Origin of the sequence: Aureibaculum flavum, from assembly GCF_016406085.1 — a bacterium.
Lineage (GTDB): Bacteria > Bacteroidota > Bacteroidia > Flavobacteriales > Flavobacteriaceae > Aureibaculum > Aureibaculum flavum.
In genome coordinates this window covers 1-15,264 of the sequence record NZ_JAEHFJ010000011.1, presented here as the reverse complement: position 1 = coordinate 15,264, position 15,264 = coordinate 1, and the positions used below count along the sequence as shown (strand labels likewise).

The window sequence follows — 15,264 nt, the reverse complement described above, 5'->3', positions numbered from 1 at the left end:
ATAAACATGAGAATTTTAAAACCATTTTCTTTTGTAGCAATTGCTGCAATGCTAATTACAAGTTGTGGTACAACAAAAACAACGACTAGCACAACTTCTAATTCAGTAACAGAAACTATAATTAAGGTAACTACGGATAGCATAGTTCCTAAAACTGCCGAAATGACCGAGGCTGAAATACAAGGATGGCCACATATGGACATTTTTAAGGATTCTATTCCCGGAATGAGTATAGATAAAGCCTATGATTTTGTAAAAAACAAAAAAGGTAAAACGGTAATTGTTGGTATTATCGATTCTGGTATTGACATTGAGCATGAAGATTTAAATGATGTTGCATGGGTAAATGAAGACGAAATAGCGGGTAATGGAAAAGATGATGACAACAATGGATATGTTGATGACATTCATGGTTGGAACTTCTTAGGTGGTGAAAAAGGTTCAACTGCTCCTGAACAACTAGAGATGACTAGAATGGTAAAAAAATGGATGCCAAAATTTGATGGAAAATCAGCTGAAGAAATTGCTGAGTCAGATAAAGCAGATTTTGAATTATTTACCAAACTCAAGAAAACTATAGATGAAAAAAATAAGAGTGCAGAAGCTCAAGTAAATCAATATAAGGCAGTAAAAGATTTGATTGTCAAAGCTAATGATACACTTTCTAAATTATTAGTGGGTAAAGAAATGAATTTAGATAACATAAATTCAGTAAAACTTGATGATCAAATGCTACAACAAGGTAAATTCACTATTATGAGAATTATAAGCAGTGGAGATACCGTTGAAGGTGCTGAAAAACAATTAAACAATATTGTAGACCACTATAGCACTCAATTAAACTCTCAATACAACCTTGAATTTAATGGTCGTGTAACTGGAGATGATCCTTATGATATTACAGATACTAAGTATGGTAATGCTTATACGATAGGGTCTAAAGATGGTGAAATGCACGGAACACATGTTGCTGGTATTGTAGCAGCTGAAAGAAATAATGGTGTTGGTATGAATGGTGTAGCACACAATGTAAAGATCATGTCAATTAGAGCCGTTCCTGATGGTGATGAGTATGATAAAGATGTTGCTTTAGCCATACGTTATGCAGCTGATAACGGAGCTAAAGTAGTAAACATGAGTTTTGGTAAAAGTTATTCACCTAATGCAAAGTGGGTATATGATGCTATAAAATATGCTGAAGAGAAAGATGTATTATTAGTACATGCAGCAGGTAATGATGGAAGTGATATCGATGTTGCTGAAAATTTTCCTAATGATTCTAAAGATAAATTAGTGGAATATGCAGATAATGTAATTACAGTTGGTGCTATGACGAGACATTATGATGATAAACTTGCAGCTTCCTTTTCAAATTACGGAAAAAAGAATGTAGACATATTTGCACCAGGCTTAGAAATATACTCTACAGTACCTAAAGATGAATATGAATCAATACAAGGTACTTCAATGGCTGCTCCAGAAGTTGCAGGTGTTGCGGCCTTGGTAAGATCATATTATCCAAAATTAACAGCTAGTCAAGTTAAAAAAATTATAATGGATTCTGGTATAGAGTTTAACAACCCCGTTATAAAACCTGGAACTGAATCAAACAGAGTCCCATTTAAAGACTTATCAGTTTCTGGTAAAATATTAAATGCTTACAATGCCCTTGTAATGGCAGAAAATATGTCTAATTAATTTTAGAGTACTTAAAATTACTTACTAAAAAAGAGAAATTAATAATAATATTTATTGATTTCTCTTTTTTTTTGGTTTCACCCTTGATCTTAGTATATTGCATTTTATAAAACCACTTAAACAAATGAGAAAAATTACATCTTTTATTGGGATACTGATTACCTTTTCTATTTCAGCACAAAACACTTCGTATTGGCAACAACATGTTGATTACACTATGAGTATTGATATGAATGTAGAAAATTATCAATATGATGGTACGCAGAAATTAATTTACACGAACAACTCCCCTGATGCACTCGGTGAAGTTTTTTATCATTTACAATTTAACGCTTTTCAACCAGGTAGTGATATGGATATTAGGCTACAAAACATAAAAGACCCTGACCGAAGAATGGTCAATAATCTTGGTACTAGGGAAGCTCCAATTTACGAAAGTAGAATTGCTAAATTAAAGCCAGATGAAATTGGATATATAAAAATAAATTCACTTCAGCAAGATGGAGTTACTGTGAAATACGAAGTAATTGGTACTCTTTTAAAGGTAAAATTAAACACACCAATAATGCCTGGTGGTAAAACTGTTTTAGACATGAACTTCAAAGGTCAAGTACCTTTACAAATTAGACGTTCTGGAAGAAACAGCGAAGAAGGTATAGCGTTATCGATGACACAATGGTATCCAAAATTAGCCGAATATGATTTCGAAGGATGGCAAACAAATCAATACATTGCCAGAGAATTTCATGGTGTTTGGGGCGATTTTGATGTAAAAATTACGATTGATAAAGAGTATACGATAGGTGGAACGGGGTACTTACAAAACCCTAACGAAATTGGTCATGGTTATTCAGACACTCCAGTGAAACATAAAAAGAAAGTAAAAAAATTAACTTGGCATTTCAAAGCACCAAACGTGCATGATTTCACATGGGCTGCTGATCCTGATTACATTCATGATAAAATTAAAGGTGAAAATGATGTTACCTTACATTTTTTCTATAAAAATGATAAAGAAATTATTGAGAATTGGAAGAAATTACAACCGAAAACTGCCGAATTATTATCTTATTATAACACGCATATAGGACAATATCCATACAAACAATATTCAGTTATTCAAGGTGGTGATGGCGGAATGGAATATGCTATGTGTACGCTAATAACCGGTGGCCGTAATTTTGGATCATTAGTTGGCGTTACAGCTCATGAATTTGCTCATACATGGTTTCAATTTTTATTGGCAACCAACGAAACTAAGCACGAATGGATGGATGAGGGTTTTACTTCATATATTTCTAGCCAAGCCATGAACGAAATTTTAAATCAAGATAAAGAAAATCCCAATGCGGGTTCTTATAGAGGTTATATCAGATTAGCAAAATCTGGTGTAGAAGAACCATTAACTACATTGGCTGATCATTATACTTTTAACTATTCATATAGTAATTCTGCCTATAGTAAAGGAGCCGTGTTTTTAGCACAATTAGGTTATATAATTGGTAAAGAAAATCTTGAAAAAACCTTAAAAAAATATTTTGAAGACTTTAAATTTAAGCACCCTACGCCAAATGATATTAAGCGTACGGCTGAAAAAGTATCTGGTATACAGTTAGACTGGTATTTGACCTATTTTACCAAAACAACGGCAACAATAGATTATGCTGTTGATAACGTTGACACGAATCAAATAACTTTAAAACGTATTGGAAAAATGCCAATGCCTATAGATTTAAAAGTGACCTATACTGATGGAACTGATGAAAATTTTTATATTCCGCTAAAAATGATGTTAGGCTCAAAACCGACTACAGCAACCCCTTTAAGTAGTTGGTCTTGGACAGCCCCTACCTACTCTTTTAGTGCAAAAAAAGCGGTTAAATCAGTAGAAATAGACCCAAGTCACCTTATGGCAGACATTGATGATACCAATAACAATTTCGGTTTGTAATACAACAACTTTAGCTAAACACCTTTTCAAAAAACCCATCTTTTAAAAATTAAAAAGATGGGTTTTTCTTTGTACCCCAATTTACAGGGGGAGGCATTTTCACTAAATTCGGTTATCAAACACTTTCAAAAACTATTCATCTTTGTATCAAATAAATCATTAAACATCACGTTAAAAATTTAATCATTTAAATAACCTATCAAATTATGAATAACGTACTTCCTAAATTTAAACGTCCTTTAAAAGACTCTAATGATCCTAAAACCAATGTTTCTTATTGGGACAAAGCCTTAGATGCTTTTGACGAAAAAAAATATAATGAATCTTTAACCCATACACTAAATTATATGAACAGCACCTTATTAGAGGGTGTCGACACCAATGGTGATTTTTCAATTGAAAGAGGTCAAGGTTCCGCGTTAATACATTTAGAAGTAACAGATAATATATTTAAAATAAAAGCTCCTTTTCTAAAAATTACAGAAGGCACTAACAAAATAGCCCTATTAAGAAAAGTAGGTGAAGTTAATTTTAGCCCACTTACCTTGGCTCAAATTCATTTAAAAGATGATACGTTGTGGTTTGGTTATGAAATGCCATTAAGTTTGTGTCAACCTTTTAAAGTATATGATGTATTGCGTGATGTTTGCGTATATGCTGATGATTATGATGATGAGTTTGTTGAAAAGTACAAAGCTTCTTTCTATCAAGATTCAAAAACAACACCTCTAACCCCTGAAAATCTAGAAAAAGCATGGCAACAAATAGAAGATATTTTAAAAGATTATAAAAACTACAGTGCATTTTTTAAAGAAAAAAGATGGGACAATTTTCAGTGGGATATTATTTTAATTTCTATTCTAAAATTATCCAACATGCCTTATGTACATGGTACGTTAAGAACAAAATTACAAGAGTATGTAAACAACATGTTAAATGGCGATATTGATTTCCAGTTCAGAATTGATAAAGGCACAAATTTTATGAAAAAACTATGTGCAATGACCAAAGAAGAAATCTTGAAAAATGTTTATAATGCAGATGCTTTAGTTTCTTTAAGATATCGTAGTTCTACTGAAATTGTTCAAGATAATATGAAAAACAGAGAAAGCATAGTTACCAACTATGTTAAAGACAATGACCATTTTTCGCTCTGTTATTATTTACAATTCTCATTCTTACATTTAGTTTACAGTTATAATCTGGAAGAAGGTCAGCTTAATGCAATTTATGATGTTCTTGAAAAAGTATCTGGTTTAGAACCTGATGTCGCTAGTCCAAAATTATTAGACACTTATAATGGCTTATTAAACGGTACAGCTACACCTGTTAGAAAAAAAGCTAAAAAAGGACTTTTTTCAAAATTATTCAGTTAATATAAAAAGATAGAAATTATGCAAAATATAGAAAAATCAATATATAAAATCATCACAGGTTCTGGTACGGGTAGTGGATTTACCATTTCAGGAAACAATCATATAATAACTAATTACCATGTAATAGAAGGCAATAAATCAGTTGCTGTAGAAGATTATAAAAAAGACCGCTACGTTGCCAAAGTAGTTATGGTAAATCGCGATGTAGATCTTGCATTCTTATATATAGAGGGTTACGAAAACAAAGAGGTTGGTATTACTTTAGATGAAGATATCGAAATTTCAAATACTCAAAAGATATATATCAATGGATACCCTTTTGGTATGCCTTATACGGTAACTGAAGGTATCGTATCTTCTGTAAGTCAACCAATGGGCAACAGACACTTTATTCAAACTGACGCTGCTGTAAACCCTGGTAATTCCGGTGGACCAATGCTAAATGAAGCAGGTAATTTAATGGGAGTAACTACCTCTAAATTTACAGACGCTGATAATGTTGGTTTTGGTATTAGACATTTAGACGTAATTAAAGAGATAAAAGATTTTATTAGTCCTGACATTGCTTATCATGTAAAATGTAACTCTTGTGATAGCTATACAATTGAAGAGAGTGAATTTTGCGTTAACTGTGGCAGCGATATTGACATTTCATTATTTGAAGAATTTGAAAAATCGCATTTTGCCAATTTTGTTGAATCTACTTTGGTTGAATTAGGTATGGACCCCGTACTCGGAAGAGCAGGAAGAGACTTTTGGGAATTCCATCAAGGAAGTGCACAAATACGCATTTTTGTATACAATAGAAATTACTTATTTGCCACGTCACCATTAAATAAATTACCAAAACAAAACCTACAAGAAGTAATGGATTATCTATTACAAGATAAGGTGTCTCCATATTCTTTAGGAATCTATAACAACACCATCTTTTTATCTTACCGTACGCATTTGTCTGATATCTATTCTGACCATGCAAATGAAATAAAAGAAAATATTAAAAACTTAGCTTTAAAAGCAGATGAGTTAGATGACTTTTTTGTTGACAATTATGGGTGTGAAATGTCCATTGCAGCAAAAATTTAACTCTCAAAGTTAACCCTATTAAATGCCCTCCATTTCTTGAGGGCATTTTTTATTGCTACCCCCTATATACTGGGGCATTAAATTAACCAAATTCAGTTTAAAAATACATTGCATAATAACTCATCTTTGTAACTTAATAATCAATTAATCATTAACAAAACTAACAGTATGAAAACAATGAAACACTTTTTATTTATTGCAGTATGTGCCATTTCTTTAATGAGTTGTGGACGAGAAATACCAACTGATTTCGATTACGGAAAAGTTGATAAAAACACCTATACCAATGATTTTTTTGGGTTAACTATGGAAATTCCAGATGGATGGCATGTACAAGACCAAGAAACCCAAAAGCAATTGCAAAATGAAGGTGCTAATGCTATTGGTGGTGAAAAGCTTGCAAAAGCTATTAAAGCTGCAGAAATTACTTCTGCCAATTTGTTAATGGCATCTCAATTTGATTTGGCTACATATCAAGATCCTACAGTGTTAAATTCAAATTTCACATTAGTAGCCGAAAATTTAGGTATCTCATCTGCTGCTATAAAAGATGGAGATGCTTATTTAGAAGCGAGTAAAAAACAATTTAGAAATAATAATGTTCCTATCGAAATAAAAGGTGACACTAAAACGATAGATATAGATGGGAAAACATTTCACTATTTTGATGGTGTTTTAACAATGCAGGGCCTAAAAATCAAACAACGTTACATGTCAACAATTTTAAACGGATTTGCCATACTTTATGTGGCGACCTACGGTTCAGATGACCAATTAGAAAAATTAATGCAAGTATTAAATACAACTCGCTTTAAATAATTACATAACTATAAGGCATAAAAAAATCCGCTTAAAAGCGGATTTTTTTCGTTTATATCTATGCTAAAAGAAACTAAACATTTATTTTAATTTCTTTTTAACTGCTACTTCTTGGTAGGCTTCAATAACATCCAACTCTTGAATATCATTATAATTTTTAATTTGAATACCACAATCGTAACCTTTAGCTACCTCTTTAGCATCATCTTTAAATCGTTTTAATGAAGCTAATTCACCGTCAAAAATTACTACACTATCTCTAATGATTCTAATTTTAGAATTTCTAAATATTTTACCATCAGTAACCATACAACCAGCAATTGTACCTACTTTAGAAATTTTATAGGTTTCTCTAATTTCAGCGTTACCCGTAACTTCCTCAATCATTTCAGGAGAAAGCATACCTTCCATAGCATCTTTAATTTCATCTATTACTTTATAAATAATAGAATAATTTCTGATATCTATTTCTTCTCTATCTGCTAAAATTCTAGCATTTCCTGAAGGTCTTACATTAAATCCAATAACGATAGCATCAGAAGCAGAAGCCAATAATACATCAGATTCTGTTATTGCACCAACACCTTTATGTATAATGTTAACTTGAATTTCTTCGGTCGATAATTTCTGTAATGAATCAGTTAATGCTTCTACAGAACCATCTACATCACCTTTAAGAATAATATTAAGCTCTTTAAAGTCACCTAATGCAATTCTACGTCCAATTTCATCTAATGTAATATGACGTTGTGTTCTTACAGATTGCTCACGTTGTAATTGATCTCTTTTTGATGCAATTTGTTTCGCTTCACGTTCATCATCAAATACTCTGAATTTATCACCTGCTTGTGGAGCTCCATCTAAACCTAAAATAGAAACTGGAGTTGATGGTCCTGCTTTTTTAAGGTTTTTACCACGTTCATCATGCATGGCTTTAATTTTACCACTATGCTTACCTGCTAATAGGTAATCTCCAATCTTTAATGTACCTGATTCTACTAAAATTGTAGACACATAACCTTTACCTTTATCTAGTAAAGCTTCAACAACAGTACCAATTGCATTTTTATTAGGATTTGCTTTTAGCTCCAATAATTCAGCCTCTAACATTACTTTTTCTAATAAATCATCTACACCAGTACCAACTTTAGCCGAAATATCATGAGATTGTACTTTACCTCCCCAATCTTCAACTAAAAGATTCATTTGAGCTAATTCTTCTTTAACTTTATCAGGATTAGCATCCGGTTTATCTATTTTGTTAATTGCAAACACTAAAGGAACGCCTGCCGCTTGAGCATGGCTAATTGCCTCTTTTGTTTGTGGCATTATAGAATCATCCGCAGCTATAACAATAATTACGATATCTGTTACTTGAGCACCACGTGCACGCATGGCAGTAAATGCCTCGTGACCTGGTGTATCTAGAAATGTGATTTTTTGTTTGTTAGGAAGTGTAACACTATATGCACCAATATGCTGTGTTATACCACCTGATTCTCCTCCAATAACATTTGCCTTTCTAATGTAATCAAGTAAAGATGTTTTACCATGATCTACGTGACCCATCACCGTAACGATAGGAGCTCTAGGCTCTAAATCTTCAGGATTATCTTCTATTTCTTCAACAGCTTCTTCAACCTCAGCACTTACAAATTCAACTTCATGACCAAATTCTTCAGCAACAATAGTAAGCGTTTCAGCATCTAAACGCTGATTCATTGTTACCATCATTCCTAATGACATACATGCCGAAATAATGTTAGTTACTGAAACATTCATCATAGTAGCCAACTCACTTGCTGTTACAAATTCAGTAACTTTAATTGTTTTACTTTCTGCTGCAGCAATTTCTTGATCGATTTCTGTTTGTTGACGGTGCTGATCTCGTTTCTCTCTACGGTATTTTGCTCCTTTTCCTTTTTTAGATTTACCTTGAAGTTTCTCTAAGGTTTCTCTAATTTGTTTTTGTACGTCTTCTTCTGTAGGCTCAGCTTTTACAACCGCTTTTCTACCTCTACCTTTTGCACCTGGTCTAAAACCTGTGCTACCACTTCCTGAACGTGCAGCTCCACCACTACCAGTTGTAGGTTTATTGATTCTCTTACGCTTTCTTTTACTAGCGTCTCCAACAGGTCTTCTTACTGTATTTTCTTTTTTCTCAGGTTTCTTTTTAGGTTTTTCAAATTGCTTTAAATCAATTTTTTCCCCTACCTGTTTCGGACCTGTTAATTTTTGATATTTAGTTTCAATTTTAATAGGTTCAACTACCTTATCCTCAATCTTTTCTACAACCTTCTCTACAACAACATCTTCAACTTTCTTCTCAACCTTAGGCTCTTCTTTATTAACAGGCTTCTTTTTACCTCCTATTTTATCAATATCTATTTTACCAACTTGTTTTAGACCTGATAATTTCTCTCTCTTTATAACTTCCGGCTCTGCCTTTTTCGGAATTTCTTTTTTAGCTACAGGTTCTTCCACTACTTTTTCAACTTTAGCTTCCTCCTTAACTACTTTTACCGCTTTTTTAACTTCTTTGCCCTCAATATCTATTTTACCAACTGTTTTTACACCAGCTAATTTTTCAGACTCGGTCTTAAAAATTTCCCTTTTCGCTTCTTGTTGTAAACGTTTTTTCTCTTGCTCTTGTTCTTGAACAACACGCAACGCTTCTTTCTCCTTACGTTTTTCTTCACCCACTTCTTTCGAAGCTACTTTTTTACTCTTATCGGTTTGAAATTCGTCCAACAGCACAGAATAAACCTCACCAGAAATCTTAGTTGTAGGTCTTGCATCTACTTCAAAGCCCTTACTGGCAAGATGTTCTACAGCTCTATCTAATGAGATGTTTAATTCTCTTAAAACTTTATTAAGCCTCAATGTTTTATTTTCAGCCATACAATTATTTAAATTACTACTTTACTTTTATTCGTTAAACCGATTACTACATTATTCTAATGCTAATCTTCAAATTCTTCTCTTAATATTTTTTGAACGTCGATTATAGTTTCTTCTTCTAAATCTGTTCTTTTTACTAAGTCACTAACATCTAAGTCTAATACACTTCTCGCTGTATCTAAACCAATATTTTTAAATTCAGCAATAACCCAAGCTTCTATTTCATCAGAAAATTCTGTTAATTCAACATCTTCATCTGCAATACCTTCTCGTTGTACGTCTAGCTCATAACCGGTCAATTGACTTGCTAAACGGATATTTACACCACCTTTACCAATTGCTTTTGATACCTGATCTGGCATCAAAAACACATCAACTCTAGGTTTTTCACCTTCAACAGCTTCTTTAATTACCATAGAAGTAACCTTAGCTGGACTTAATGCTCTTGCAATAAATATTTGATCGTTCTTAGTGTAATTGATAACATCAATATTTTCATTACCTAATTCACGTACTATACCATGAATACGAGATCCTTTCATTCCGACACAAGCTCCAACAGGATCTATTCTATCATCATAAGAATCTACCGCTACTTTTGCTTTTTCACCTGGTATTCTAGCCACACGTTCAATAGTTATTAAACCATCGAAAACTTCCGGAATTTCTTGTTCAAATAATTTAACTAAAAATTCAGGTGCCGTTCTAGACATTATAATAGTTGGTTTGTTTCCACGTAACTCAACTGATTTTATGATACCACGAACAGACTCTCCTTTTCTAAAATAATCAGACCTTATCTGCTCACTCTTTGGCAACACAATCTCATTTCCGTCATCATCGAGTAAAATTACAGCATTATGTCTAATATGATGCACTTCCGCACTATAAATTTCACCTTCTAAATCTTTAAATTGTTTAAAGATGTTTGTATTGTCATGCTCATGAATTTTCGAAATCAAATTTTGACGTAAAGCTAAAATTGCTCTTCTACCTAAATCTTCTAATTTCACTTCCTCGGATACATCTTCCCCAACTTCAAAATCAGGCTCAATTTTACGAGCATCAGATAATGAAATCTCCTCATTTGGCTCTTCTACTTCGCCATCATTAACAACGATTCTGTTTCTCCAAATTTCTAAATCTCCTTTATCGGGATTTATAATAATATCAAAGTTATCATCAGAACCATACTTTCTTTTTAAGGCAGCTCTAAATACATCTTCCAGTATCGCCATAAGCGTTACTCTATCAATACTTTTATCATCTTTAAACTCAGAAAAAGACTCTATTAATGCGATGTTTTCCATCCTCTTTCAATTAAAATTTTAATTTCACTTTTGCTCGTTTTATACTTTCGTATCGTAAAACTGCTGTTTTAACAACAGTAACCTTCCCTTTACCAATTGGTTTTGGCTCTCTAACTTTCCATTCTAAGTTAATCGCTTCGTCATTAACTTCTAAAAGTTTGCCTTCAAATTTATCAGTTTCTGTTAGAACCTCTAAATTTTTACCCAAATTTTTATTGTACTGCCTATTATTAACGAATGGTTCTGACAGTCCTGGTGAAGACACTTCTAATGAAAAGTCTGTAGTTTCTCTATCTAAATTACTATCAACACTTCGACTAATCCTCATACACTCCTTAATCGACACGCCTTCATCTCCATCAACAATAATAGTTATTGTATTATCTGGCGAGATTTTTAAATCAATTAAAAACAATTTAGGGTTTTCTTGAATTGCTTCTTCAACTAGTTTTTCGACTTGTTCTCTCACTTTTTTTATATAAAAAGAGGGGACTTTTCGTCCCCTCCATTCCAAACTATCTCTGTTTTCGACTGCAAATATATAAATTCTAACTCAGAATGACAAGAATCAGCGTTTTTTATCGTTATAAAGTTATAACTTTAAGCTTAACACAATTTAAATCCTATTCTAATGAAAAAAATACTTGTTCCTATCGACTTTTCGGATGAAGCAAAATATGCCTGTAAAGTAGCCGCTTCGATAGCTAAAAAAACAGGAAGTGAAATAATTTTATTGCACATGTTAGACATCCCAACAGATGCTATTGACCCTCTTGAATCAGACATTACCAGAGGTGGTGCTCAAACCATCCTTTTTATGAAAGGTATTCACAGACGTTTTGAAAAATTAAAAAAACAACCTTTCTTTGATGGTGTTAAAATAAATGAAAATGTTAAATTTCATAAGGCTTTTGAAGGCGTAATTGAAGAAAGTAAAGCTAATGATGTTGATCTAATTGTAATGGGATCTCAAGGCTCTACAGGTCTAAAAGAAATGTTAGTGGGCTCAAATACTGAAAAAGTTGTTAGACAATCAGACATTCCAGTATTGGTTATTAAACAAGATATTGAAAATTTTGAAATTAATAATATTATTTTCGCTTCAGACTTTGGGGAAAGCAGTAAAAAATCATTTCAAAATGTAATTGATTTTGCAAATATGTTTAAAGCAAAATTACATTTACTTTTTATCAACACTGCTCGAAACTTTGAACCAACAGAAGTTACGAACACTAAATTGAAAAATTTTGTAACCGATTTTGAAATTAAAAATTTTACCTTAAATACTTATAATGACTACACTATTGAAGAAGGTATCTTAAATTATGGTAAAAAGATTAACGCAGATATTATAGCTATAAACACACATGGAAGAAGTGGGTTAGCACAATTATTTAATGAAAGTATCAGTAAAGAGCTGGCGAATCATGCATTACGACCAGTAGTTACTTTTAAAATTTAAATATAAATTACATATTATTTATGAAAGGCTCTTTTAAATAAAAGGAGCCTTTTTTAATTGAGAAAAATTGATTAAATTAGAGAATTATAATTGATCCATTAACCACTACCTATGAAAACAATTCTTGTACCCATCGATTTTTCTGAAGAAGCGAAATACGCATGTAAAGTTGCAGCCTCAATTGCAAAACAAACTAATAGTCAAATTATCTTACTACACATGTTAGACATCCCGTCTACCTCAGTTGATCCAATGACTGAAAGCAATTTGGGGGGTGGAGCACAAACGATCTTTTATATGAAAACGATTCACAAAAAATTCGCAGAATTTAAAGCGTTTTCTTTTTTTGATGGTATAAAGGTGATTGAGTCGGTTATATTTAAAAAAGCCTTTCAAGGTGTTATTGAAGAAAGCAGCAAAAATAAAGTGGAACTTATTGTTATGGGGTCACAAGGTGCCACGGGAATCAAAGAGATGCTAGTGGGTTCTAACACTGAAAAAGTTGTGAGACAATCTGATATTCCTGTTTTGGTTATCAAACAAGATATTGAGAATTTCAAAATTAGAAACATGATCTTCGCTTCAGATTTTAGCGAAAATAGTAAGAAGAATTTCCAAAAAGTGATTGACTTTGCTACACTTTTTAACGCTAAAATTCATTTTCTTTACATAAACACCATTCATAATTTTGAGTCTACTAGAGATTCAAGAGAAAAAATAAACCACTATATTTCATCTTTTAATCTAGAAGATTACACTGCTAACATTTATAATGACACGAGTATTGAAGAAGGCATATTAAACTATGGTAAAGAAATAGATGCAGACGTTATCGCCATAAACACTCACGGAAGAAGTGGCTTATCACAACTATTCAATGAAAGCATCAGTAAAGAATTAGCCAATCATGCTCTTAGACCAGTTGTGACTTTTAAAATATAAAAACCCCATACGCTGAACCTATTAATTATATTAATCACAAATTATTGGTGATCAAGGTCCGATATTTACACTAAAATACAGATTTAATTATCTTATTTCATCCTATATCATCAAAGTCCTTGTATTTTACTATTTTTGAATAAATTATAAGTCGGAATTTACTTTATGAACAACCATGTTACCTTAAAACAATTAGCCAAAGAGTTAGGCCTATCGATCTCCACAGTATCGAAGGCTTTAAAAAATAGTTATGAAATAAATGACAAAACAATTTTAAGGGTTCAGGCATTAGCTAAAAAACACAATTACCGCCCTAACAGAATGGCGTTAAGCTTGAAAAACAATCAAACAAAAACTATTGGTGTAATTATACCCAACATCTTAAATTATTTTTTCTCTAAAGTACTTTTAGGTATTGAAGACGAAGCTAATAAAAATGGCTATCAAATAATTATTTGTCTTTCTAACAACAAATATGAAAAAGAACTACAAAGTTTAGAATTATTAAGTGATGGTAGTGTTGATGGGTTCATTCTTTCAATTGCAAGAGAAACGCAACGCGAAAAACATCATAACCATTTTAATAAAATAATAAAAGAAGGCTACCCCATTGTAATGTTCGATCGTGTTTCTGAAAATGTAAATTGTGACAAAGTTGTTATTGATGATTTTGAAGCAACATTTAATGCAACAAACTACCTATTAAAACAAGGTCGTAAAAAAATAGCACTCATAAGTACCGTCAGTAATTTAGATATTGGAAAACAACGAACTGATGGTTATACCGAGGCATTAAAAAAATATCAGAATTATCAAAATGATGCTATTGTTGTTCCTATTACGGACAAGACTAAATATGAAAGTACGATAAGTGATCTATTTAAAGAACATAAAAATATAGACGCCATTTTAACTACGAATAATGTTTCTGCTGTAACTGCATTAAAAATGGCTCAACTGAATGGATATGAAGTACCTAAAGATATTTCAGTTATTGGTTTTTCTGACGATCAAATTTCTAGATTATCTCACCCAAAACTAAGTACAATAGATCAAAATGCTTTTGAAATGGGTAAAAAAGCAGTAGAATCACTAATTTCTAGGCTTGCAGAAAAATCAACTACAGCTTTTAAAACACAGGTTGTTAAAACAGACTTATTGGTTAGGGAGACTACTTAACCTATTTAAATTCAAACACGAAATATACATTTTAAGATTTTTTTTGGATAACTGCTGATTATAAAAACAAAAAAACGCCTAATAATCAATAGATTAAAAGACGTTTTGGTTGTCCCACAAGGACTCGAACCTTGAATGTCGGTACCAAAAACCGGTGTGTTACCAATTACACCATGGGACAAAATTCTATTTGCTTCTTTAAAAGCAGGTGCAAATTTAAACCAAACTTTTAAATTGACAAGTTTTTTTTAAGAAATTTTGCATCAAAAATTCTTTACTTCTATATACGATGTATAACGTCTAGATTCAAATACTAAAACAAACATGCCTTTTTAACATATTTTTAATATCAATTCTTTCTTAACATCAGTCCATCTCAAAAGAATATCAATAATAATTTAGTAAATTCGCCCACAAATAACTAATCATAGATGATGTCTTTCAATTTTAAAAAGTGGAATAATATTTTAGGCTGGGTAACATTTGCAATAGCATTATTAACATACACGCTTACTTTAGAACCAACAGTTAGTTATTGGG

The 15,264-nt window shown here is 32.1% G+C and carries 11 protein-coding genes and 1 tRNA gene; 8 read left to right on the top strand and 4 right to left on the bottom strand.

Translation table 11 applies throughout. The features are described 5' to 3' along the window. Positions 1-6 precede the first annotated feature (6 nt). The 5 genes from JBL43_RS17165 (at position 7) to JBL43_RS17145 (ending at position 6,930) form a co-directional block, all read left to right on the top strand. Complete coding sequence (locus JBL43_RS17165) at positions 7-1,698, top strand: S8 family peptidase (RefSeq protein WP_198842631.1); 1,692 nt, start codon at positions 7-9, stop codon at positions 1,696-1,698. Between the two features lie 124 nt (positions 1,699-1,822). Then, complete coding sequence (locus JBL43_RS17160; protein WP_198842630.1) at positions 1,823-3,649, top strand: M1 family metallopeptidase; 1,827 nt, start codon at positions 1,823-1,825, stop codon at positions 3,647-3,649. A 206-nt stretch (positions 3,650-3,855) separates the two neighbouring features. Next, the gene (locus JBL43_RS17155; protein WP_198842629.1) at positions 3,856-5,025 is read left to right on the top strand and encodes a T3SS (YopN, CesT) and YbjN peptide-binding chaperone 1; all 1,170 of its coding nucleotides are present in this window, start codon (positions 3,856-3,858) and stop codon (positions 5,023-5,025) included. Between the two features lie 18 nt (positions 5,026-5,043). Then, positions 5,044-6,111 carry a trypsin-like peptidase domain-containing protein gene (locus tag JBL43_RS17150; protein ID WP_198842628.1) on the top strand — a complete coding sequence of 356 codons (1,068 nt, stop codon included), beginning with the start codon at positions 5,044-5,046 and terminating at the stop codon, positions 6,109-6,111. Positions 6,112-6,279: 168 nt separating this feature from the next. Further along, positions 6,280-6,930, top strand: coding sequence for a hypothetical protein (locus tag JBL43_RS17145; protein WP_198842627.1), 651 nt, complete (start codon positions 6,280-6,282; stop codon positions 6,928-6,930). An 81-nt stretch (positions 6,931-7,011) separates the two neighbouring features. On the opposite strand, the gene infB is transcribed toward JBL43_RS17145, so the two are convergent. The 3 genes from infB to rimP form a co-directional block, all read right to left on the bottom strand. Then, positions 7,012-9,831 (bottom strand): translation initiation factor IF-2, encoded by a 2,820-nt coding sequence (gene infB / locus JBL43_RS17140; RefSeq protein ID WP_198842626.1) that lies wholly within the window; start codon positions 9,829-9,831, stop codon positions 7,012-7,014. A gap of 62 nt (positions 9,832-9,893) precedes the next feature. Continuing rightward, complete coding sequence (gene nusA, locus JBL43_RS17135) at positions 9,894-11,141, bottom strand: transcription termination factor NusA (RefSeq protein WP_117882098.1); 1,248 nt, start codon at positions 11,139-11,141, stop codon at positions 9,894-9,896. 10 nt (positions 11,142-11,151) lie between these two features. Next, positions 11,152-11,610: a ribosome assembly cofactor RimP gene (gene rimP, locus JBL43_RS17130; RefSeq protein WP_198842625.1), complete on the bottom strand. Its 459-nt coding sequence runs from the start codon at positions 11,608-11,610 to the stop codon at positions 11,152-11,154. Positions 11,611-11,772: 162 nt separating this feature from the next. Here rimP and JBL43_RS17125 point away from each other — a divergent pair, with 162 nt between their 5' ends. From JBL43_RS17125 to JBL43_RS17115, 3 genes are all read left to right on the top strand, one after another. Next, positions 11,773-12,603: a universal stress protein gene (locus tag JBL43_RS17125; RefSeq protein WP_198842624.1), complete on the top strand. Its 831-nt coding sequence runs from the start codon at positions 11,773-11,775 to the stop codon at positions 12,601-12,603. Positions 12,604-12,714: 111 nt separating this feature from the next. Then, positions 12,715-13,545: a universal stress protein gene (locus tag JBL43_RS17120; protein WP_198842623.1), complete on the top strand. Its 831-nt coding sequence runs from the start codon at positions 12,715-12,717 to the stop codon at positions 13,543-13,545. Positions 13,546-13,710: 165 nt separating this feature from the next. Next, positions 13,711-14,724 (top strand): LacI family DNA-binding transcriptional regulator, encoded by a 1,014-nt coding sequence (locus tag JBL43_RS17115; RefSeq protein WP_198842622.1) that lies wholly within the window; start codon positions 13,711-13,713, stop codon positions 14,722-14,724. A gap of 106 nt (positions 14,725-14,830) precedes the next feature. Here the strand turns inward: JBL43_RS17115 and JBL43_RS17110 are convergent. Continuing rightward, positions 14,831-14,905 (bottom strand) — tRNA-Gln (locus tag JBL43_RS17110). Positions 14,906-15,264 lie beyond the last annotated feature (359 nt).